This window comes from Rhizobium sp. Leaf262 (assembly GCF_001422245.1).
Classification (GTDB): Bacteria; Pseudomonadota; Alphaproteobacteria; order Rhizobiales; family Rhizobiaceae; genus Agrobacterium.
Window position 1 is genome coordinate 76739 of sequence record NZ_LMMM01000006.1, and the last position, 20686, is coordinate 97424.

The 20686-nt window shown below is 55.0% G+C and carries 20 protein-coding genes; 9 read left to right on the forward strand and 11 right to left on the reverse strand.

What is annotated here, in order from left to right; genetic code table 11:
- Nucleotides 1-4 precede the first annotated feature (4 nt).
- Nucleotides 5-1141 carry an ABC transporter substrate-binding protein gene (locus tag ASF29_RS08370; RefSeq protein ID WP_062450234.1) on the reverse strand — a complete coding sequence of 379 codons (1137 nt, stop codon included), beginning with the start codon at nucleotides 1139-1141 and terminating at the stop codon, nucleotides 5-7.
- Between the two features lie 118 nt (nucleotides 1142-1259).
- Nucleotides 1260-2885 (reverse strand): benzoate-CoA ligase family protein, encoded by a 1626-nt coding sequence (locus ASF29_RS08375; RefSeq protein ID WP_062450235.1) that lies wholly within the window; start codon nucleotides 2883-2885, stop codon nucleotides 1260-1262.
- Nucleotides 2886-3339: 454 nt separating this feature from the next.
- Here ASF29_RS08375 and ASF29_RS08380 point away from each other — a divergent pair, with 454 nt between their 5' ends.
- On the forward strand, nucleotides 3340-4110 hold the full coding sequence (locus ASF29_RS08380; RefSeq protein WP_062450236.1) for an SDR family oxidoreductase: 771 nt from the start codon (nucleotides 3340-3342) through the stop codon (nucleotides 4108-4110).
- A gap of 217 nt (nucleotides 4111-4327) precedes the next feature.
- Here ASF29_RS08380 and ASF29_RS08385 read toward each other — a convergent pair whose 3' ends face one another.
- A complete protein-coding gene (locus ASF29_RS08385; RefSeq protein ID WP_062450237.1) occupies nucleotides 4328-5059 on the reverse strand; it encodes an SDR family oxidoreductase in 732 nt (243 codons plus the stop codon).
- Between the two features lie 81 nt (nucleotides 5060-5140).
- Here ASF29_RS08385 and ASF29_RS08390 point away from each other — a divergent pair, with 81 nt between their 5' ends.
- Nucleotides 5141-5533, forward strand: a complete 393-nt coding sequence (locus ASF29_RS08390; protein WP_062450238.1) for a helix-turn-helix domain-containing protein — start codon at nucleotides 5141-5143, stop codon at nucleotides 5531-5533.
- Nucleotides 5534-5742: 209 nt separating this feature from the next.
- Here the strand turns inward: ASF29_RS08390 and ASF29_RS08395 are convergent, their stop codons facing one another.
- Nucleotides 5743-6357, reverse strand: coding sequence for a TetR/AcrR family transcriptional regulator (locus ASF29_RS08395; RefSeq protein ID WP_062450239.1), 615 nt, complete (start codon nucleotides 6355-6357; stop codon nucleotides 5743-5745).
- 149 nt (nucleotides 6358-6506) lie between these two features.
- Here ASF29_RS08395 and ASF29_RS08400 point away from each other — a divergent pair, with 149 nt between their 5' ends.
- The gene (locus ASF29_RS08400) at nucleotides 6507-6773 is read left to right on the forward strand and encodes a hypothetical protein (protein WP_062450240.1); all 267 of its coding nucleotides are present in this window, start codon (nucleotides 6507-6509) and stop codon (nucleotides 6771-6773) included.
- 545 nt (nucleotides 6774-7318) lie between these two features.
- On the opposite strand, the gene ASF29_RS08405 is transcribed toward ASF29_RS08400, so the two are convergent.
- The gene (locus ASF29_RS08405; RefSeq protein WP_062450241.1) at nucleotides 7319-7612 is read right to left on the reverse strand and encodes a PRC-barrel domain-containing protein; all 294 of its coding nucleotides are present in this window, start codon (nucleotides 7610-7612) and stop codon (nucleotides 7319-7321) included.
- 722 nt (nucleotides 7613-8334) lie between these two features.
- The gene (locus ASF29_RS08415) at nucleotides 8335-9480 is read right to left on the reverse strand and encodes a mandelate racemase/muconate lactonizing enzyme family protein (protein WP_062450243.1); all 1146 of its coding nucleotides are present in this window, start codon (nucleotides 9478-9480) and stop codon (nucleotides 8335-8337) included.
- A 63-nt stretch (nucleotides 9481-9543) separates the two neighbouring features.
- On the opposite strand from ASF29_RS08415, the gene ASF29_RS08420 reads away from it, so the two are divergent.
- From ASF29_RS08420 to ugpC, 5 genes are all read left to right on the forward strand, one after another.
- Nucleotides 9544-10242 (forward strand): GntR family transcriptional regulator, encoded by a 699-nt coding sequence (locus ASF29_RS08420; protein WP_062450244.1) that lies wholly within the window; start codon nucleotides 9544-9546, stop codon nucleotides 10240-10242.
- A 112-nt stretch (nucleotides 10243-10354) separates the two neighbouring features.
- Nucleotides 10355-11593 (forward strand): sugar ABC transporter substrate-binding protein, encoded by a 1239-nt coding sequence (locus ASF29_RS08425; protein WP_062450245.1) that lies wholly within the window; start codon nucleotides 10355-10357, stop codon nucleotides 11591-11593.
- A gap of 69 nt (nucleotides 11594-11662) precedes the next feature.
- A complete protein-coding gene (locus ASF29_RS08430; RefSeq protein WP_062450325.1) occupies nucleotides 11663-12580 on the forward strand; it encodes a sugar ABC transporter permease in 918 nt (305 codons plus the stop codon).
- Nucleotides 12581-12583: 3 nt separating this feature from the next.
- On the forward strand, nucleotides 12584-13429 hold the full coding sequence (locus tag ASF29_RS08435) for a carbohydrate ABC transporter permease (protein WP_062450246.1): 846 nt from the start codon (nucleotides 12584-12586) through the stop codon (nucleotides 13427-13429).
- A gap of 14 nt (nucleotides 13430-13443) precedes the next feature.
- Entirely contained in the window at nucleotides 13444-14523 is a 1080-nt protein-coding gene (ugpC, locus tag ASF29_RS08440; protein ID WP_062450247.1) for a sn-glycerol-3-phosphate ABC transporter ATP-binding protein UgpC, read from the forward strand.
- 205 nt (nucleotides 14524-14728) lie between these two features.
- Here the strand turns inward: ugpC and ASF29_RS08445 are convergent, their stop codons facing one another.
- The 4 genes from ASF29_RS08445 to ASF29_RS08460 all read right to left on the reverse strand — a co-directional run bounded on the left by ASF29_RS08445 (nucleotide 14729) and on the right by ASF29_RS08460 (nucleotide 18455).
- Nucleotides 14729-15505, reverse strand: coding sequence for an ABC transporter permease (locus ASF29_RS08445; RefSeq protein ID WP_062450248.1), 777 nt, complete (start codon nucleotides 15503-15505; stop codon nucleotides 14729-14731).
- Nucleotides 15492-16259, reverse strand: a complete 768-nt coding sequence (locus tag ASF29_RS08450) for an ABC transporter ATP-binding protein (RefSeq protein WP_062450326.1) — start codon at nucleotides 16257-16259, stop codon at nucleotides 15492-15494. Before ASF29_RS08450 ends, ASF29_RS08445 begins: the two co-directional genes overlap by 14 nt.
- A gap of 64 nt (nucleotides 16260-16323) precedes the next feature.
- Complete coding sequence (locus ASF29_RS08455) at nucleotides 16324-17325, reverse strand: ABC transporter substrate-binding protein (protein WP_062450249.1); 1002 nt, start codon at nucleotides 17323-17325, stop codon at nucleotides 16324-16326.
- A gap of 47 nt (nucleotides 17326-17372) precedes the next feature.
- Nucleotides 17373-18455 (reverse strand): 4-oxalomesaconate tautomerase, encoded by a 1083-nt coding sequence (locus ASF29_RS08460; RefSeq protein WP_062450250.1) that lies wholly within the window; start codon nucleotides 18453-18455, stop codon nucleotides 17373-17375.
- 104 nt (nucleotides 18456-18559) lie between these two features.
- Here ASF29_RS08460 and ASF29_RS08465 point away from each other — a divergent pair, with 104 nt between their 5' ends.
- Nucleotides 18560-19456, forward strand: coding sequence for a LysR family transcriptional regulator (locus ASF29_RS08465; protein WP_062450251.1), 897 nt, complete (start codon nucleotides 18560-18562; stop codon nucleotides 19454-19456).
- A 243-nt stretch (nucleotides 19457-19699) separates the two neighbouring features.
- On the opposite strand, the gene ASF29_RS08470 is transcribed toward ASF29_RS08465, so the two are convergent.
- Nucleotides 19700-20578, reverse strand: coding sequence for an alpha/beta hydrolase (locus tag ASF29_RS08470; RefSeq protein ID WP_062450252.1), 879 nt, complete (start codon nucleotides 20576-20578; stop codon nucleotides 19700-19702).
- Nucleotides 20579-20686: the final 108 nt, after the last annotated feature.

Consider the following 20686-nt stretch of genomic DNA (forward strand, 5'->3'; position numbering starts at 1 on the left):
TGCCTTAGATCTTGCAATCTTTGGCATAGGCATCACCGTGATCGGCAAAAATCTTCTCGACCGTCTTGTTGGTCAGCACACCATCCTTCTTCACGACTTCCGTGATGTAGAGATCCTGAATCGGATGCTGGTTGGTATTGAACTTGAAGTTTCCGCGCGGCGACTTGATGTCTGCTTTCAGCAGTTCGGCGCGGAAGGCATCTGCGTCCTTGACGTTCGCCTTGGCAGCCGCTGACACGATCAACTGGGCCGCATCATAGGCTTGCACGGCATAGATCGATGGCAGGCGGTTATATTCCTTCTGGAAGTCGGCCACGAATTTCTTGCTCACATCCGTGTCGAAGTCCGGTGCCCACTGGCCGGACGCCTTGACACCAAGTGCCGCATCGCCGATGGCGGGCAGAACATCCTGGCTGAAGGAGAAGCCGGGACCCATGACCGGAACCTTCACACCCGATTGCGCGAACTGCTTCATGAAGGCAATGCCCATGCCGCCGGGAAGGAAGGTGAAGATGCCATCGGCACCGGATGCACGCATCTGGGCGATCTCGGCGGCGTAATCCGTCTGACCAACCTTGGTGTAGACCTCGGAAACGACCTCACCCTTGTAGTAGCGTTTGAAACCGGCAAGCGAATCCTTGCCAGCAGGATAGTTCGGCGCCAGGATGAACATCTTCTTGAAACCCTTGTTGGCATATTCGCCCATGGCTTCATGAAGATTGTCGTTCTGATAGGCCGCGTTGAAATAGAGCTTGTTGCAACCCTTGCCAGCCAAAGCCGCCGGTGCCGCGTTGGTCGAAACGTAAAACTTGCCCTGGGCAACAGCGCCCGGCACGACTGCCATCAACAGGTTGGACCAGACGATGCCAGTCAGCACGTCGACATTGTCGCTCTGGATCATCTTATCGGCGATCTGAACCGCAAGTTCCGGCTTTTGCGCGTCGTCTTCGGTAACGACCGTAATGTCCTTGTTGCCGGATTGCTTGATGGCCAGCATGAAGCCGTCACGCGTATCGACGCCAAGGCCAGCACCACCGCCCGAAAGGGTCGTGATCATGCCGATCTTCAGCGGCTCGGCCATGGCAAGGCTCGATGCGCAGAGGCTGAGTGCGAGGGTTGTCGTGGCGAGTATTGTTTTCATGTCGTGTTCCCCATTTTTGTTTTCTGTTCCGATCAGCCCATGACCGACGAAACGTTACCATCCACAATCATATGACGACTTGCAATGACCGCTCTCGCGGATTTATGTGCGTTCGCTGTTATACCGCCTCGCGCTGTTTCAGTCTGAACCTCTGGATCTTGCCGGACTCGGTCTTTGGAAGCGTATCGGTGAAGATGATGGAGCGCGGATATTTGTAGGGCGCAATCATCGCCTTGACGTGATTTTGCAGCAGCTTCGCCATCGCATCGCAGGCGTCATAGCCGGGTGCCAGCACGATATGCGCTTCCACGATCGTGCCACGGATATCGTCAGCTGCGCCGATAACGGCGCATTCCCTGACAGCCTCATGTTTCAAAAGTGCTGCCTCGACTTCAGGCCCGGCGATATTGTAACCAGCCGACACGATCATGTCGTCGGAACGGGCGGCGAAGTGGAAATAGCCGTCTTCGTCCTCCACGAAGGTATCGCCCGGCAGGTTCCAGCCATTGCGAACGAATTTGCGCTGACGATCATCGGCAAGATAACGGCAGCCGATGGGGCCTTTGACCACGAGATGGCCAGGCGTGCCGCGCGGCACTTCCTTCATGTCGGCATCAACGACCAGCGCCTCATAACCGGCAAGGGGCTTGCCGGTGCAGCCGGGCTTGAAATCGTCAGGGCGATTGGAAATGAAGATATGCAGCATTTCCGTGCCGCCTATGCCATCCAGAATGGGTTTTCCGGTCTTTTTCACCCATTCCTCGAAAACGGGTGCCGGTAGCGTTTCACCTGCGGAAATCGCAAGGCGCAGCGACGACAGATCGGCACCTTCATCCATCGCGGCCAGCATGGCGCGATATGCGGTGGGCGCCGTGAAGCAGATGGTGGCCTTGTAGGTTTCGATGATCTCGATCATGTTCGGCGGCGTTGCGCTTTCAAGAAGCGCTGCACTTGCTCCGAAGCGCAAGGGAAAGACCGCCAGACCGCCGAGGCCGAAGGTGAAAGCGAGGGGCGGCGAGCCGACGAAGACATCGTCTTCGTTGACATCGAGCACTTCGCGGGCATAGGCATCGGCGATGATGAGAATATCACGGTGAAAATGCATCGTCGCTTTGGGCACACCGGTCGAGCCCGATGTGAAACCGAGTAGTGCGACATCATCACGGCCGGTTTGCGCGGCATCGAACTGAACCGGCTTGTTAAGCGCTGCCCTGTCCAGCTCGGCATCGTGGTTTGCGGTGCCGTCGAAGCCGATCACCTGCGCAAGATAGTCGCTATCTTTTGCGGCCATCACCAGTTCATCCATCAGGCGCGTATCGCACAGCGCAACGGTGATTTCCGCCTTGTCGATGATCTTCGTCAGTTCACCGGCGCGCAGCATCGGCATGGTGTTGACCACGACTGCGCCCGCTTTCGTTGCGGCCAGCCAGCAGGCGACCATGGCAGGGTTGTTGGCGGAACGGATGAGAACGCGGTTGCCCGGCTTGAGACCGTAATCTTCCGTCAGCGCCCGGGCGATGCGGTTCGTCCAGTCGGAAAGCTCCTTGTAGGTGCGGCGCCTACCATTGCCGATGAGGGCGGTGCGGTCGCCGAAACCACGCTCCACCATACGGTCGGTCAGCTCGACGCCCGCATTCATCCAGTCCGGGTATTGGAACCCATCGAGCTTGATATCCGGCCATTCTTCGAAGGGCGGAAGGTTATCGCGGGCAAAGGTATCCTGATGGCCTGACGGTCCCAGCATAGTATCGTTCCCATATTCTTATCGATGCGGCTTTTTGCCTTTTGTTCAAGATTGCACCGGAATTTGGGTCTGGCAAGAGAGAAAGTTTAAGTTTGTAATATTTTTGATTTTGTCGAAAAAATGTAATTATCTGAGCGAAAAATATATAAATACAGTCAGGTTTCGAGCGCGCAATTGTGTGGGTAACAAGCATGAGGCTGAGTGCTTCGCTGTGGATACGACGTTGATTTAATTTTTAAATTCAGGTTCTGTGTCCGGCAGAGTTGCGCGCAACTTTGTCCTTAGTTTTCGTCTTTTCATCGGCTGGCGGATAATGACGGGCGGATTGCTTGACTTGCCCCACATGGGTGAGAAGGCCGGAAGTTATAATTGGGGTCGATATACCCATTATGTCTCTAGCTATGGATTTCGAGGTGATTGCAGACATATGTTAGAGCTTTGAGGAGGAAATAGCATGTTCAATGGTTTTGTGTTTGACGATCTCAAAGGCAAGCGTGTTCTGGTAACCGGAGGATCGACGGGGATTGGCGCTGCTGTGGTCATGGCGTTGGCTGCGCAGGGTGCTCGCGTCGCCATTCACTTCAACGAAAGCCGCGAGGCCGCCACCACGCTTCAGGGTCAGCATTCCAAAAATACGGTGCTCGTTCAAGGTGACCTGGGTGCTCCAGGTATGGGCGTGAAGGTGGTAGACGAGGCATCGCGTCTTCTCGGGGGGCTTGATGGGATCATCAACAACGCGGGAGGAATGTTGGGGAGAATTCCAACTACGGAAGCCACAGCTGAGCATTTCGATCGCGTTTTGAACCTGAACGCAAAGTCCCTGTGGGAGGCAAGTGTTGCATCCCATCGCCATCTCGTCGCTTCCGGGGGCGGGTTCATCATCAACACGACATCGATCGCGGCGAGAAATGGCGGCGGCGGCGGAGCCGTGCTCTACGCGGCGGCCAAAGCCTTCGTCAGCAGTTTAACTCGAGGGCAGGCAAAGGAATTCGTCAAAGACGGAATCCGCGTGAACGCCGTTGCGCCCGGACTGATCCAGACGCCGTTTCACGACCGGTACACCTCCGCTGAGGTCATGGCCGCCCAACGCATGACCATCCCAATGGGACGTGAAGGGATGCCGGAGGAGTGCGTCGGCGCGTTTCTCTTCCTCGCCTCAGAGGCTATGTCCGGGTACATCACCGGGCAGGTCATAGAGGTGAATGGCGGGCAATTGATGCCCTAAGATACACATGACTACAGAGAATTTGGCACGGCGGGACGTTCGTTCTCGGAACTCGGGTCCGGTGCCCGGAGGTGGCTCGTCGGGGTGAGCGTTCCAACCAGATGCCGGACCCGCTCATACGACGTCATCAGAATTCAGTTCACTCGCTCCGGCCTGTCGTCAGGCGCGTTTTGATGGATCCGACCTGGCAAGATCGGATCCATCGTTTCTGTGGCCGTTAGACCTGGCGCAAGCCGCCATCGACGCACAGTTCGGCGCCAGCGATGTAGCTTGCGTCATCACTCAACAGGAACAGGGCGGCGGCAGCGACTTCTGAGGGCCTTGCCATTCGGCCCATCGGGATCGGAGCGACAATTGTCGCGCGGGTGTCTTCTGCAACAGCAGCCATCATCTCCGTATCGGTAGGGCCGGGGGCAACCACGTTGACGCGGATGCCTTTTGGGGCAAGTTCTGCCGTCCAGGTTCTTGCGTAGGATCGAACGGCTGCTTTCGTTGCACAATAAGTTCCGTAACCCGCGTAGCCTGCGCTCCCCGCAATGGAGCCAATGAGCACGACGGAGCTGCCCTCTTTCATTGCAGGGAGAGCAGCCTGTAAACCGAACACCATACCTCGGACGTTGACGTCGAAGTGGCGGTCGAAATGCTCCGGCGTCATATCTGCGATCTGCGATGGTTCGGACAGACCGGCGTTCAAAACAAGCGCGTCGACACGACCATATGCTTTGCGGACTGTTTCAACAGCCGTGATCATGTCATCTGGCGAGCCTGCGTCTGCGGCAATGCCGACCACGCCATTGCCGATGCCTGTAGCCGCCTTTTCAGCATCTTCGCCTCTACGGCTGGTGATGAAGACGTTTGCGCCTTCAGCAGAAAGTCGTTCCGCGATGGCAAGGCCAATGCCCTTTGCGCCGCCCACGACCAGTGCCACCTTGTTATTCATTCGAGCCATCGTAAATCCTTTCACTGAATGGTCCCGCTATGATATACGGTGGATATCTGATATCAATTACGCACCTTGGATAGCTTAGATATGGATGAGTATACCGACTTCGAAGATCTCTCTCATCGCGCACTCTGCAACATGCCGCAGGTACGCCCGGTGCTGGACAAGATTGCTGACAAATGGACGATCATGATCCTGACTGTGATCTGTCCCAAACCCTCGCGCTTCAACGAAATCAAGCGGCGTCTTGATGGAATTACGCACAAGGCTCTGGCCGACGCCTTGAAGAGGCTTGAGCGAAACGGTTTGGTAACGAGAACAGTACTTCCAACGCAGCCTGTTGGTGTTGAGTACGCAATCACGCCTCTGGGCCATTCACTGCGAGAACCGTTCGAAGCGTTGTGTTCGTGGGCAGCCGCGAACGGCGAAAAGATCGAGGACGCAATGCAACGCTATGACAATGCCCGAAATCATCGGTGATGACGTCACCGTGCCATGGCTACTGCCTTAAGAGCGTGGTCTTGTGATTAAATGACTGCGCAGGGCTACTGAGCGGACGTCGGCGCGGAAGCCCCTATACGAAGACAGTGTCTTCGGTGCATGGGCCTTTTTGACCAGCACTTTAAATCAGGCGATCAAGATTCCGTCTTACGCGCTCGGTAGCACATCAGCCGCAACCTCATCAGACTTCAGGGAGAGGCTTGTGAACTTAGACCGAACGATATCATCGCCGCTTCACACGCACGCGTAAACCGCATCGAAGGGCCTTCTTTGCCTGCTGCAAGTTTGCTGACGCGGGCTCCCTCCAAGAGCATGGACAGTGTGTCAGCCAAAAGGTCCGGATCACTTACACCTGTTGCACGACAGAGCGCGGCGAGCCGGGAATGTTGTTGCATCTTTAGCGTTTCTATTACTGCATGCGCCGGGTGTCCTTGCTCCTTCAACTCCACTGCAGCATTGGCCAAATCGCATCCGTAGGGCTCGCTGGAAAGACATTTCGCGCGCGCTTTAACCCATGCCGCAAGCTGAGCTCTCGCGTCGCCGGGGCTCTCTGTTTCGAGATCTTCCCAGGCCTTCTCAAGCGTTTGAGAACTGTGCTTGAGCGCTTCACATACAAGGTCATCCTTGGAGCCAAAATGTCGATATAATGTCATCTTGTTGGTGGAGGCCGCTTCCGCGATGGCATCAACACCTATGCCGCGTATCCCATGTTCGCGAAACAGTTGACAGGCCGTCGACACGATCCGGTCACGAGGTGCGATTTTTTTCTGTTCGGAAGCGGAATCAGATTTATCGGATTTCATGAGGTTCAATTTTTATCCTGCAGCAGTGTTGACATGGGTGTGACCGGTCGGTAACTATTCAAATGTTACTTACTGGTAACACCCCAACTTGTTCCAGTCAAGCGATCGCCGGTTTTCAGGGGCGTGGGACTTGTCGAAAGGAGACTGCGATGAACCAGATGACAAACGATATGACCCTTGCTGAAATCTTTGGCGATCCGCTTATCCTTGCAGTCATGCGCGCCGATGGCATTGCTCTGAAAGATTTCAAAGATTTGATGTATTCGGCTGCTCGATCGTTGAAGACACGAGATGGCACAGCGCTTGTCGGGACGTTGCCAAAAACCGCGCCTACCGCGTCGCCTAAACGTGCACTCGTAGCCACTATGCAGCCTTTGTTCGCACGCTCCTTCGGACCCTGCACCGCCAATTTGTAATTCTGGATGCAGCCTGCATCAGTATCTCACGCCGAAGCACCAGTGGTTCGGCTATTGTCGGTTGACAGAGAGTATAGTCTTTGTTCGGCTGCTGGAGACGGATCCGACGTTGCAGGCGCGCGTTTCGGCACGACGGTCGGGATGGATGATCCGGGGAATAACGCGACACAGGTCGGGCTTTCCAGCGACTTCAACGTAACCCGTCGCCACGCTCTGATCGTGGCTCAAGTTATAGGCTTTGCCAGAATCTCACGAACGAGGAGGTGACTATGTTCATTAGCCTAATGAAGAACTCTTCCTAACAAGCCGACATCGAAGTCCTTGGCGACACATGGATCGTAGAGCGAACCCGCCAATATGCTACGCGTGTTTTTCAATATGATCACTGCATTCTCGTTAACACTTCGGCGAGACAGTGGGGCTTGTTATCAAGTTGAGCTCAGATCAGTTTACAAAGCTCTAAGACCTGTTCTGAAGCCGGGATTTTCAGACTGTGGTGGATAAGGTAGGTCAGGGCCCGGTATTAAACCGGGCCCTTAATCTCATCAGTGATGGTGTTCAGGCATGTCTTTCAACTGGTCCTTCGTCCAAGATGTCACCGCATGAACATCGCCGTCCTCATCACGCATGAAGTCGAGATCACTCAGAGCGACAGCAACTGGCTTGGCACCGATTCCGAGAAAACCGCCGACATCGATGATGGCTTGGCCGTCTGCTCCGCCATGGACGTGATCTACCTTTCCAACCTTGTGGTCATCGGCGCCGTAAACCGTCGCACCCTCCAAAATCTCAGGCGTCAACTCTGTTGTCGACAGGCGAATATGGTTTGTATGATCCATGGGTTTTCCTCCGTGTTGGATGATCACGTAACGGGATCAAGCGCTTCTGGTTCCGAATAAGGTGCTTGCTTTGCTGGGCCACAAGAGCGGCTGCAACCTGCTAGAGCCAGAACGTTCTGGCTCTAGCAGCCTGGACAATCACCATCGGTAATCGCGATAATCATGCCGCGCACGCCATTCCTGCTGCTCATACCAATCTCGGCGTTCTCGCCATTCGCGACGATCGCGTCTGTCGCGCCATTCTCTTCTGGCTTCCCAGCGATCGCGATACTCGCGTGGAGGACCGTTTGGTCGGCAATAGCCACGTGGAGAAAGGTGGAAGCCCCGCCCACAGGCATAGTCTATCTTTTGCGCGTCTGATGCTAAGGGAACGGACGGTTGAACTAACGGCATAGCGTTAGCGGCGTTTGCAACGATACTGCCTAGAACTATTCCCGCGCTAAAAATTATCTTGCGCATCTCTCATCACTCCGTTGAGGGTGACGTGATTTAGCGACCCGCACCGTGAACCATGCCTGAATGAACTTTGACGTTTTCGTGGCATTCAGAGGCAAGAAGATTTTCGAACGCTGCGATACTACGATACTACGATGGGCGCTCATTCTGCGCGCACTGTCGTAAAAAATGCCGCGCAAGGCGTATTTTTATTAAGATCGCGCAGCTTTCATGTGTCTTGCCCATGGCCTGTTGATGCGACTGCGCTGGGGCCAATTACCTCAGATTTAAAGAAGATCAAGAGGGAGACGAATGTTCTTCGGTGCAGCACCAAGCTGTGATCTGTCCAGTCGTTTTGGTCTTGCCCATTCCTTCCTTGCTTCTTCCGACAGCACGAGACCATGTCCGGGTCTGTCGGGGGCGTAAGCGTAGCCATCGCGGATTTCGATGGGGGTTTCCACCAGGTGATCGAAATTCTGGAAGGAATATTCCAGCCATTCCACTTCTGGCAGGGCGACCGCCATGTGCACGCCGACTTCGAGGAACGTATTGCCGAGGCTCACCGGAACGCCAACTTCGGCAGCGAGCCAACCGATCCGCATGACATCCGTCACCTGCCCATGGACATTGAGAAGATCGGTGCCGTGATTTTCGAGGAGAATGCGCTTGCCGGGCAGATCGAGATATTCGCCGCTGTTGATCTGTGTCCAGTTGACGGCGTGACGCAGTGTCCGCAACCCTTCGAAGTCATGACGCAAAATAGGATCTTCGACCCAGAGCAGATCGTGGCCGGCGTCGCGGATTTCGGTCAGTTTGACGAGAGCCTCCTTGGAGTTCCAGGCTTCGTTGGGATCGATCATGATTAGCGAGCCCTTCGGCACCGATTGCTGAAGCAGGTCGAGCCGTTTCAGGTCGCGCTTGAAGTCGGGATGTCCGACTTTGATTTTGAACGCATTGTATCCGATACTTGCGGCGTGCGAGAACAGCGCACAGAATGCCTCATCGCTCAAATGGAAGTCGAGACCACTGGCATAAGCGCGGACGCGATCACGTCTACTTCCCAGCAATTTGTGTAGCGGCATGCCAGCTTGTTTTGCAGCAAGGTCCCAGAGTGCGACTTGCAGCGCTTCATGAAACGGCAGGGAGAACGCACGCTGGTTTCCGCCACGGGGACGATTGACACGATGCACGAGGCCTATCGCCTTTTGGCCCTTCAACGTCGGCCAAACCTCGTTTTCGAAAACGGCTTCTATTTCTGCCTGATCAGGCAGCGGATGGAACAGTGTCTGGATGAATCCCAGCCCTACATCACCGGTTTCAGAGACCAGTTCCAGCGCTGCAACGTTGGCGTCGTCGGCGCGAACCTGACTGTCGCCAATTACACGGTCGCGAGCAAACTGAAATCGCGTTATACGGAAATGAGAAATAGTCATGGCGGACTCTCTGATCGCTTAAAAACTAATACTGATCTATCAGAAAGGAAATTTTCTGTCATCATGAAAAAAAAGTCGGAGCGGCAAACTGTGAAATCAGGCGTAAAAGAAGTGGGCATACCTCGCCTGAGCGATGTTGCTTATGAGCGCATTCTCGAAAGCCTTTTCGAGCGCAAGGTGCCTGTCGGCGCTTTTATCTCACAGAGCGAGCTTTCGGCCATTGTCGATGTGCCGGTGGCGCCGTTGCGGGATGCATTGCGTGTGCTGGACGCCGAGGGCATTCTGACCATCCATCCACGGTCAGGCATTCAGTTCATTCGGCCTGGTCTGGAACTTACACGTTCCACCTACCAGTTTCGCTCGATTGTCGAACGTGCCGCTGTGCGCGTGTTTGCGGAAGAAGCAGACGAAAACATTACAAATGCCTTGGAAGTACGGCATTCCCGGCTTTTGCGACGGGTGGAGCGCGACGGTATTGGCCCGGAGCAACTGCTTGAAATGGATGCGCTCGAACTCGATTTGCACGGTCACATTATCCAGGCTTTGCGTAATCCGCTGATAGAAAGTGCTTACCGGCGCATGCACAATTATCTGCGGCTGTTGCGGCTCGAGCGTAAGGTGACGGTGCCGATTCTGATCCGGACACTGAAGGAGCATCTCGATATTCTGGAAGCCTGTGGAACGCGAGATGCGGATGCTGCGGAAAAGGCGTTGCAGGCGCATTTTCAGGCGGCCATGCAGCGAAACCTCGGGCTCGTATAAATTAGAACTCCTAATTTCAGAGGGTGTCGATGTGCGTGTTGCAGATGTTGAGAATTGGTGCTAGCTTCAACTGATCGATCAGATTGGGAGTCTGATCTCTTGGGAGGTTTCGATGCATCTGAGCAAACGTGAATTTTTGGCAGCAAGTGCAGTGCTGGCTTTTGCCGCAAGCCTGCGCAGTGCCAACGCGGCGACCGCAATCAATTACTGGCACCATTTTGCGAGCCAGTCGGAGATGGCAGGTCTGGCCAAAATCATCCAGTTGTTTGCAGCGGCGAACCCGGACATTTCGGTGACGCAGGAAAGCATCCCTAATTCGGAATATATGGCGAAGGTATCCTCCGCGGTGGTGGCGGGTGGTCGTCCCGATACCGGGATGGTGATCGCAGAGCGCTTTGCCGACCTCACTGCAATGGGTGCGCTGGTCGATATCAGCGAGCGTATCAATAAGTGGGAAGGCAAGGCCAATCTGCCGGACAACCGCTGGGCTGGAATGTCGAGTGAGGGTGCGATCTACGCCGTGCCAGCTTATGCCTTCGTTGACTGGATGTATTATCGCAAAGACTATTTCGAGGAAGCGGGAGTTTCGGCTCCTCCCAAAACCTTCGACGAGTTCCTGACAGTCTGCCGCAAACTGACGGACCCATCCAAGAACCGATACGCATTCGGCATGCGCGGTGGGGCGGGTGCCTTCAAATACGTGATCGACGTCATGGAGGCCTTTGGCTCACCGCTCGTCAAGGATGGTCAGGCTGCCATCGACAAGCTAGCTGCGGTCGAGGCGATCACCTTCTACGCCAATCTGTTTCGCAAGGAGAAAGTCGCGCCGCCGAGCGCGCCAAACGATAGTTATCGGCAGATCATGGAAGGTTTCAGAACCGGCCAAACGGCGATGATCTGGCACCATACCGGTTCGCTGATCGAAATCTCCACCGCACTGAAGCCCGGCGTTCAATTTGCCACCGCACCCATGCCAGCCGGTCCCAAGGCGCACATTGCCCGTGTTTCCTATGCCGGTAACGGCATCTTCAAGGAAGACAATGTCGAGGCCGCATGGAAATGGATCAGCTTCTGGGGCCAGACCGACGCGGCCATCGCGCTTCTTGAGGCAACCGGTTACTTCCCGGCGTCCACCGCCGCCCTTAAAGACGAGCGGATCACGGGAAATCCGATTTACGCCGCTGCGACGCAGACGCTCGAATTTGGCCGCCTGCCGAACAACTTCGTCGGCGCTGCCGGTTGGTCGGAAAATGTGGTCAATCCCACGTTCCAGTCGGTTCTGACGGGGCAGTTGACGCCCGAGCAAGCCGTTGATCGGATGATCGAGGGCCTTGAAGCAGCGCTGCGCTAATCTCTTATAGGCGCGGTGCGGCCTGCCGTATCGCGCCCCAAGCAGGGACGGCGTCAGCGCCGCATTTCCATGACCCCACTTTCAAGACGCCATCCTTTCAGCAGTCTCGGAGAAATCTCGGAAACGCGTTGCTGGGTGTATCTTCTTCTCCTGCCGAGCCTTCTGCTGCTGTTTCTGGTGGTTGCCTACCCCACGATCTACGGCTTCTTCATCAGCGTGCGTGAAATGCGCCTGACGCGCCCCGGACTCAATGGCTGGGTGGGAATGAAGCATTACGTCGCGATGATGTCGGATCGCGTCTTCTGGATTTCGCTGAAGAACACGGCGATCTGGGTTGTCGCAGCCGTTACGATCGAGATGACGCTCGGCTTCATCGCAGCCGTGGCACTCAACCGCAATCTGCCGGGCACAAAGATTTTCGGCGTGCTGATCCTGCTACCGTATTTCCTGCCGAATGTCGTGGCTGGGCATATGTGGGCGCTTCTTCTCGATCCACGCCTTGGCGTCATCAACGATATTCTGGTTCGGCTCGGCATGTTGAGTTCCTACAAGGCCTGGTTCGCTGATCCCAGTACCGCTCTTGCCGCAACCATTCTCGTCGAGGCGTGGCACGGCTTTCCGTTTTTTGCGCTTCTGTTTCTGGCTGGCCTGAAAGGCATACCCGAAGATCTGTACAAGGCCGCAGCCGTGGATGGTGCTGGCTCCTTCACCAAGTTCAGACTGATCACCGTGCCGATGCTGAAGACGGTGATCACGGCTGCCGTGATCCTGCGCGTCATCAGCCTCGTCAACTCGCCCGATCTTTTGCTGGTGCTGACAGGCGGCGGCCCCGGCAACGCAACGCAGGTCCTGTCGCTCTACGCATTTCAGACGGCCTATCGCGATTTTAACTTCGGTTACGCAGGCGCTCTTTCGGTTGTGATGTTCTTCATCCTGATGGTCTTCGCAACGATCTACATCCGCCTGTCGCGCATAACGAAGGAATAAGCCATGTTTAAAAGCAATCGCAGCAGGCGAATGGCAGCCGATATCCTGACTTACGCGGTTCTGTTCACGCTCGCGGCCTTCTGCCTTGGCCCCATGGTCTGGATGTTTTTGACATCGCTGAAGCCCGAGGCGGATATCGTGACGTCGCAGATGCAGTATATCCCGACGCACATTACATCCGAAAATTATGTGGCGATATGGACCCAGTCGAACTTTCCGGTGCTGATCACTAACAGTCTCATCGTCACCACCGTCACGGTCGCGATCTGCGTCGTCACCGGCACCTTGGCTGCTTACGCCTTCTCGCGGCTGGTGTTTCGTGGACGCAACAACATCATGCTGGGTTACCTGCTGATCCGCATGTTCCCCGCCGTAATGATGATCATCCCGCTTTATGTGATGATGAGAACCGTAGGGCTGGTGGATAGCCGGTTCGGCCTGGCGCTCGCCTATACCAGCTTCCTGCTGCCGCTTTTCGTATGGATGCTCAAGGGCTTTTTCGATGCCGCACCCAAGGAGCTTGAAAGTGCGGCGCGCATCGACGGTTCGACTCGTCTTGGTGCCATGGTACGCATCGTGCTGCCCCTGGCACGAAACGGTCTGGTCGCCAGTTCCGTCTTCATCGCCATCGCCGCCTGGAACGAATTCATCTTCGCTCTGATGCTGACCACGGGGCAGGGGTCTCGTACATGGCCTGTCGGGCTTCAGTTGATGGTCGGCGAATTCCAGCTTCCCTGGGGCGTCCTGGCCGCAGGCGGCATTCTCAGCATTCTCCCCGTCATGCTTTTGTTTGCCATCGTCCAGCGGGCAATGGTTCAGGGTCTCACCGCCGGAGCCATAAAGGGCTAAAGGAACAACGTAAAATGGCGACACTGTCACTCAACAACGTCCGCAAATCCTATGGTGCACTCGAAGTCCTGCATGGCATCGACATCAAGCTTGAGGATGGCGGCTTTCTGGTGCTGCTCGGGCCATCCGGCTGCGGCAAATCCACGCTTCTCAACATTATCGCCGGTCTCGATGAGACCTCAAGCGGCGATATCGCCATTGGCGGACAATCGGTCTCCAACTTGCCGCCGAAAGATCGAAACATCGCCATGGTGTTTCAATCCTACGCGCTTTATCCAACCATGTCGGTGGAGCGAAACATCGGCTTCGGGCTGGAAATGCGCGGCACACCTGTCGATCAGCGGCGCGAAGCTGTCGCGCGTGCTGCCGATATGTTGCAGGTCGCGCATCTGCTGGATCGCAAACCGGCCAACCTTTCCGGCGGTCAGCGCCAGCGTGTGGCGATGGGTCGTGCAATCGTCCGCGACCCGGATCTGTTCCTGTTTGACGAACCGCTCTCGAACCTCGACGCCAAGCTGCGTGTGGAGATGCGCACCGAGATCAAGCGACTGCATGAAAGACTTGGCACCAGCATCGTCTACGTCACCCACGACCAGATCGAGGCCATGACGCTGGCGACAAAAGTTGCGGTCATGAAAGGCGGTCACATCCAGCAACTGGCTGACCCTCGCACAATCTACGAGCGACCGGCCAATATGTTCGTGGCAGGTTTTATTGGCTCACCTGCCATGAATTTTCTGAAAGGACGGCTGGTCAGTGGCGATTTCGGTTGGCAGTTCAGGGCGGAAGGCATTCTGCTTGAGTTGGGTCGCAGCGATGCAGGACTGATCGAGCAAGATGTTATTCTCGGTATCCGTCCCGAAGAGTTGAAGGTCGTTCACGATAACAAGCCTGCAACTTTCCTTGGCAATATCGACGTCGTAGAGCCCACGGGCCCTGATACGATGCTCACCGCTCTCATCGGTGGTCAAACGGTGGTCGCACGAATAGAGCCACGTTTTTCTGGACGAAGAGGGGACCCCATCGCTTTTACCGTCGATCCGGCAAGTGCCAATCTCTTTGATCCGACAACAGAGTTAAGGATGGCCCTGTAGCGGCTCGGGCTGATGTTCGATCGCTTGCAGCAAACTTGCTCGCTCCGATGCTGCCTTGCGCTGCGTCTAGACGCCTAGATTCATTATGAAGTAGCGGATTTTACATCATTTTGACTGTGCGGAGCAAACTGCACAGTCAAAAAGACCATGAACGGAAGGGGCGATCAATCGACCGCCCTCTTCTGAAGTGTAACTATTGCGCTGTTTATGCAGGTCGCTCTTCGCCTGCGTTGGGGCGCCATGTAATCAATTTCTTCTCGACAAAATCGAGCACGAGATCAATGACGAGGACGAACATCGCCAGGATGATAATGCCTGCAAAGACGCCCACAGCATCGAAGTTGCCCTCTGAGCGGGCGATAAGGTAGCCGAGACCGGCAGACGCCCCCAAATACTCACCGATGATTGCGCCAACGACGGCAAAGCCGACAGAGGTGCGAAGCGAAGACAGGATCCAGCTTGCCGCAGCAGGGAAGTAGACGTGGCGCAATAGGTCGGAGCGTTTTGCGCCCAGAATGCGAGCATTCGATAAAACGACCGGGTTCACTTCCTTCACACCCTGCATGGCGTTGAAGAAGGTGACGAAGAATACGAGCGTCACTGCAAGAGCAACCTTCGACCAGAGGCCTAACCCCAGCCACAGGACGAAGATCGGCGCTAGGACAACGCGCGGAATTGCGTTGACGGCCTTGATGAAAGGGTCAAGCACGCGTGCGACGAATGGGCTCAGTCCAAGCCATACGCCTGCCGCCACACCGAGGCCTGTGCCAATGAGATAACCGAGGACAGTCTCGCTCAGCGTGATTCCAACATGCTTATAGAAACCGGCGTCTGCAATCCATGTCACGACCTGTTTGACGATGTCGAATGGGGCGGGGAAGAAGAAGCGATCAATCACACCGGTGGAGACGCCAAGCTGCCAGCCGCCCAGGATGACAACGAGAAGTGCCACTTGGATAAGGCGAATGTTAACGGCTTGCATAGCTTTTCTCCACTTCGCCGCGCAGGGATGCCCAGATGTCGCGGTACAGAGTCATGAATTTCGGATCGAGTTTGATTTCCGCAACGTTGCGCGGACGCTCCAGATCGACGGGGAAACTTTCGATTACCCGGCTCTTTGGACCTGCTGCGAGGACCACGACACGGTCGCCCAACGCAATGGCTTCTTCGAGGTCGTGCGTGATCATCACCACTGCTCTACGGTCTTCCTGCCAAAGCCTTAGAAGTTCGTTCTGCATCAGGTGTCTCGTGTGGATGTCGAGCGCTGAAAACGGCTCATCCATCAAAATGACCTTTGGTTCGGTAATCAGCGCCTGTGCCATCTGCACACGCTTGCGCTGACCACCGGAAAGCTGGTGAGGAAAGCGTGCTTCAAAACCTTTCAGGCCAACTTTTTCGAGCCATGCCAGTACCTTGCCGCGTCGCTCTGCCTCTGGCACTCCCCTGAACATGAGGCCTAGTTCGACGTTTTGATACGCCGTTTTCCACGGAAGGAGAGCGTCCTGCTGGAAGAGATAGCCGATGTTGTTTTGAACGCCGTTGACGGCAGCGCCGTCGATAGCAACGGCACCTTTCGCTGGCTTCAACAAACCGGCGATCGCGTTGAGGATGGTTGATTTCCCGCAACCGGTCGGCCCGACAATGGAGAGAAACTCTCCATCGCCCACGTTAAGATTGACGTCCTGAACGGCAACAAACGAACCAAACGCCATGGTGACGTCATCTATTGTTACCATCGGGTTGGTTTGAGAATCTGCCACAGGCTTTAACTTTCTGATTGTCGAAGACATTGACATACCCTCAGTTTGCCGGCTTCGAAGCCGTGGCCTCGACGAACTTGTTGGTGTAAGTGGTGTTGAGATCGATCGTGGCCTTGGCGACGGCGTCGTTGAAGCTTTTCAAGACAGCCAAAGGCGTTTCCAGATCACCCTGCACGAACTTGCCGTCTTCCGAAAAGATGGCCTTTGCAGCTTCCACTGCCTTGATGTAAGTCTGCTTGTCGCCGGATACGAAGTCGTCAGGGAGCTTCTCTACGATCTCTTCAGCTGAATGCGCCTTCATCCAGTGCAATGCCTTGACGGTGGCGTTCGTCACCTTTTGGATGACCTCGGGATGTGCATCGATGTAGTCCTGAGTGGCATAGAGAACGGACGTCGGATAGATGCCGCCGTATACGTCCTTTGCACCTTGGTCGCTGCGTGCATCGATCAGAATCTTGCCCAATCCACGCTCCACAACAATCGTTGCGGCAGGATCGTAGTTGACGAGCAGATCGATCTTCCCCTGCTGCAAAGCGGCGACGGCTGCTGCACCGGAACCGACACCAATGATGGAAATATCACTTTCACTCAGATTGTGTTGCTTCAGATAATAGCGAATGAAGAAGTCCGACGATGAGCCAGGTGAGGTAATGCCGACTTTTTTGCCCTTGATCGTTTCAGGCTTTGCAGGGTCGAAATCTGTGTCGTTGGTTCCTGCAAGAACGAGCCCGGAGTTACGTGCAAGCATGACGAACCCGACGACATGCTTGTTTTGCGACTGCATCTGGATCGTGTGATCGTAGAAGCCGACTGCCACATCTGTTGACCCGGCAACAAGTGCCTGCAAAACCTTGGAACCACCTTGGGCAAAGTTCTCTGTCGTGACGTCCAGACCTTCGTCCTTGTAATAACCGAGGCTCGCAGCCACGGGGAACGGCAGATTGTTGAGATTATAGGATCCGACACTCATCCTGACGGATTCGGCATTTGCAGACGCTGTAAGTGCACAAAGTGCCGCCGCCGCAAGTAGATATTTACGCATTGAGGTTTCCTCCCTTTTGTTTAGATAATTTGCCAATCTGGCGTCGTTCAGGCTGCGTTTTCAATTGCAGCGGCAGGTTTTGCGAAAACGTATCCTTCGAAAAGGCGGCGGGCTGTCCTCACAAGACCAGCCGTGATCGCGCCGTTTCTCATCTCGAGTTGAACATCGAGACGACCTGCCGGATGCTCGATCTGTATCTGGGTCGGTACAGCGGGTTTGCCGGCCTGTTCAAATGCTACTGTTCCCGGGGTCACTGCCGCCGTGGCTATGCCCACAGCACCGGTCGTTGCCAGCGCAGGGTGGCATTCGTTGGGCATGAAATATCGCACCGACAGGGTTCCGCCTTTGCGGGCAGGGGATATCAAAACCGGCTTTGGAATGACCATGTCGGTTACGTCACCCATCCCCATGAGTTCACCTGCCTTGATGCGTATGCGGGTCAAACGTTCAATCAGTTCATGGTTTGCGGTCAACTCCTTAGGATCTTCGTAACCGCTTAAACCGATATCTGCAGCGCGCAGGAGCACCATGGGCATTGCGCAGTCTATTGCCGTTATGGCGACCCCATCCATCATATCGACAGGTTTACCGGTAGGCAGAAGCTTGCCCGTTTTGGCGCCTGCGGCATCCATGAACGTCAGCGCGATGGGAGCAGCCAGACCCGGAACACCATCAATTGACGCATCACCTAAATAAATGACCTCGTTTCCATGGGTCGGGACCTTCGCTTCTATCAACTTGCCGGTATTCACGTTGTGGATACGAACGAGTGTATCTTTCCCCTGGCCCTGGACAAGCCCGGCTTCGATGGCAAACGGACCGACTGCAGCCAACATGTTCCCGCAATTGGGCGAATAATCGACATATTGGCGGTCTGTACGGACCTGAGCGAAAAGGTAGTCGATATCGGCACCTTTTACGTTCGAGCGACCGATGATAGCCACTTTCGAGGTAACGGGATTTCCGCCGCCAATGCCGTCAATCTGAAGCGGATGGCCGGAACCCATAATGGACAAAAGGGCCGCGTCTTTCTGAGCCTGATCGCGAGGAAGGTCAGAAGAAAGGAAAAACGGCCCCCGAGAGGTCCCGCCACGCATCAGCACACAAGGTATCTTTTGAAGGTCATTCATAGTCGCCTCAATCTTGCATTTGATGGATCAATCCATCGTGTTGTTGCAATATGAGCAAGACAACGTTATTTGTTAAATGCAACGTTTTGGAGGTTTATTGCGATATGAGCATCAATTGTGAAATTCTGGATCTTCGCGCGTTTCAGGCTGTGGTTGAATTTGAGAGTTTTCACAGAGCTGCAGATGCTCTTCACATTTCACAGCCAGCGCTGACACGGCGCATCCAGAAACTGGAACAATCCATCGGCGCGCCGCTGTTGGAGCGGACAACGCGTCATGTGGCTCCTACCGCTATGGGCCAGGAAGTGATGCCGCTTGTCAGGCGTATGCTCGAGGAATTTGATGGCTCCCTATTCGCGCTGAAAGACGGAACGCAACGGCGCGGGCTCATTACCATGGCCTGTGTTCCGACTGCGGCTTTCTATTTTCTTCCAATTGTCATCCGTAAATTCAGCGAACAATATCCCCACATTCGCCTTCGAATCCGCGATCTTACGGCGAACGAGGGTCTTCAGGCCGTAGCGCGGGGTGAGGTAGAGTTTGGAATCAACCTCATGGGAAATTCGGATCCCGATCTGTCGTTCGAGCCGCTAATCGAAGATCCCTTCGTGCTCGCTATGAGGAAGGATCATCCTTTAGCCAAATACGAGACCATTCAATGGAATCAGCTAGAGCCATATCCGCTCGTGGTCGTAGATCGTTCGAGCGGTAACAGAACGCTGCTTGACGGAGCACTCGCTAGGGACAATCTAAAGCTGAACTGGACCTATGAGGTCACTCATCTCAACACGTCATTGGGGCTCGTTGAGGCGGGTTTGGGGATTTCCGTTTTACCCCGGCTGGCGACTCCACAGGAGGACCACCCATTTCTTGTGTCACGCCCAATCGTTGAACCTGTCGTCTCAAGAACGATCGGGATCGTTCAAAGACGCAGCAGCGTCTTATCTCCTGCCGCAGAGAAGTTTGTGGGCATGCTGTTGAAAACTTGGAAAACGCCTTAAATCAATATCATCAAAGAAAAGGCGGTAGAGAAGTTCGCGCGGAAAGCCGAAACAACCGTCCTGCGCCTTTTTGAGCGATATATGAATATTCGAGATACGTGGTCGAGGTCGGAGGTTTTGCACGTATCCATCGATCCAGTATTTCTCAGTGCGTGATGCGCAATCCTGCCTTTGCACATTCTAACTTCATCAGAAAATCTCTACTCCTGGCTAGCATGCGGTATAACGCCGAGAGGCATTTGGTCAGTTGCTGCTGAGAAAAATTGCAAGCTCCCGTGCAACTGCTTCCGGATCTTCACGCTGCGGAAAATGGCCGACGTTTTGCAAAGCGATACGCTGGAATGGCCCGGAAAACTTTTCGTGCAGACGTTCAGACAGTTCAGGCGGGTTCACGCCGTCCTCCAGACCCTGGATATAGATTGTTGGCAAGGACAGCGATTTAGTTTCCCTGATCCTGTCCTCCAGCCACTGGCTCGCCGGATCAATGTCCGCCTCTCCCCACCTGGCTCGGTAGCTGTGAAGCGTAACTGCGACCCAGTCTGGATTTTCGAAGGATTTCGATACTTCATTGAATGTGGTCTCATCAAACCAGCCTTCAGGCCCCCAGTTTTCCCATTGGATGCGAGCGAAGCCTTGTGGATCCTCAGCAATCGCTTCGGCTCCACGCTTCGTCGCCATGAGCCAATGATACCAGTACCTTTGTGCCTGCTGGAATGTCGGTGTTCTCAGTCCCCCCATCCGGGGAAGTGAAGACAGCAGCGCCATTTTCTGCACCCGCTCAGGCCATCCGACGGCGAGGCCTTCGGCAACATTCGATCCCCAATCATGTCCTGCTACCGAAAAGGTGTCGATTCCCAGACCATCCATCAGAGCAATCGCATCCATGGCCAGGATGCCTCCGTTGGCTGTTCGCATAGCATCGGGATTACGGAAGACACTGCCGCCATATCCTCGAAGATAAGGTGCAATCAATCGCAGGTCGTGGCCAGCAAGTCGCTCCGACACACCATACCACGTCGTAGCGTCGTCAGGCCAACCGTGTAACAACAAAACCGGTCTGCCGTGTTTCGCACCGGTCTCGATGAAATTGATCCGTAGATTGTCGGTATCGACGTGGGGCATGGTGAGGTCCTCGTTTTTCCAGTAACATCAAGCATCAAGAACTCGTTCCGACACTCTTGCTCTTCTACGCGCAGCAGTCAGGCCTCATCGGCAGTGTCGCTTTTTCAT

Bases quoted from the DNA above. Each gene is read 5' to 3' on its own strand.
- ASF29_RS08430 (WP_062450325.1), top strand. From the start codon at position 11,663: ATGACCCCACTTTCAAGACGCCATCCTTTCAGCAGTCTCGGAGAAATC.
- ASF29_RS08380 (WP_062450236.1), top strand. From the start codon at position 3,340: ATGTTCAATGGTTTTGTGTTTGACGATCTCAAAGGCAAGCGTGTTCTG.
- ASF29_RS08405 (WP_062450241.1), bottom strand. From the start codon at position 7,612: ATGGATCATACAAACCATATTCGCCTGTCGACAACAGAGTTGACGCCT.
- ASF29_RS08450 (WP_062450326.1), bottom strand. From the start codon at position 16,259: ATGGTAACAATAGATGACGTCACCATGGCGTTTGGTTCGTTTGTTGCC.
- ASF29_RS08390 (WP_062450238.1), top strand. From the start codon at position 5,141: ATGGATGAGTATACCGACTTCGAAGATCTCTCTCATCGCGCACTCTGC.
- ugpC (WP_062450247.1), top strand. From the start codon at position 13,444: ATGGCGACACTGTCACTCAACAACGTCCGCAAATCCTATGGTGCACTC.
- ASF29_RS08375 (WP_062450235.1), bottom strand. From the start codon at position 2,885: ATGCTGGGACCGTCAGGCCATCAGGATACCTTTGCCCGCGATAACCTT.
- ASF29_RS08460 (WP_062450250.1), bottom strand. From the start codon at position 18,455: ATGAATGACCTTCAAAAGATACCTTGTGTGCTGATGCGTGGCGGGACC.
- ASF29_RS08455 (WP_062450249.1), bottom strand. From the start codon at position 17,325: ATGCGTAAATATCTACTTGCGGCGGCGGCACTTTGTGCACTTACAGCG.
- ASF29_RS08415 (WP_062450243.1), bottom strand. From the start codon at position 9,480: ATGACTATTTCTCATTTCCGTATAACGCGATTTCAGTTTGCTCGCGAC.
- ASF29_RS08435 (WP_062450246.1), top strand. From the start codon at position 12,584: ATGTTTAAAAGCAATCGCAGCAGGCGAATGGCAGCCGATATCCTGACT.
- ASF29_RS08470 (WP_062450252.1), bottom strand. From the start codon at position 20,578: ATGCCCCACGTCGATACCGACAATCTACGGATCAATTTCATCGAGACC.
- ASF29_RS08465 (WP_062450251.1), top strand. From the start codon at position 18,560: ATGAGCATCAATTGTGAAATTCTGGATCTTCGCGCGTTTCAGGCTGTG.
- ASF29_RS08395 (WP_062450239.1), bottom strand. From the start codon at position 6,357: ATGAAATCCGATAAATCTGATTCCGCTTCCGAACAGAAAAAAATCGCA.
- ASF29_RS08370 (WP_062450234.1), bottom strand. From the start codon at position 1,141: ATGAAAACAATACTCGCCACGACAACCCTCGCACTCAGCCTCTGCGCA.
- ASF29_RS08420 (WP_062450244.1), top strand. From the start codon at position 9,544: ATGAAAAAAAAGTCGGAGCGGCAAACTGTGAAATCAGGCGTAAAAGAA.
- ASF29_RS08445 (WP_062450248.1), bottom strand. From the start codon at position 15,505: ATGCAAGCCGTTAACATTCGCCTTATCCAAGTGGCACTTCTCGTTGTC.
- ASF29_RS08385 (WP_062450237.1), bottom strand. From the start codon at position 5,059: ATGGCTCGAATGAATAACAAGGTGGCACTGGTCGTGGGCGGCGCAAAG.
- ASF29_RS08425 (WP_062450245.1), top strand. From the start codon at position 10,355: ATGCATCTGAGCAAACGTGAATTTTTGGCAGCAAGTGCAGTGCTGGCT.
- ASF29_RS08400 (WP_062450240.1), top strand. From the start codon at position 6,507: ATGAACCAGATGACAAACGATATGACCCTTGCTGAAATCTTTGGCGAT.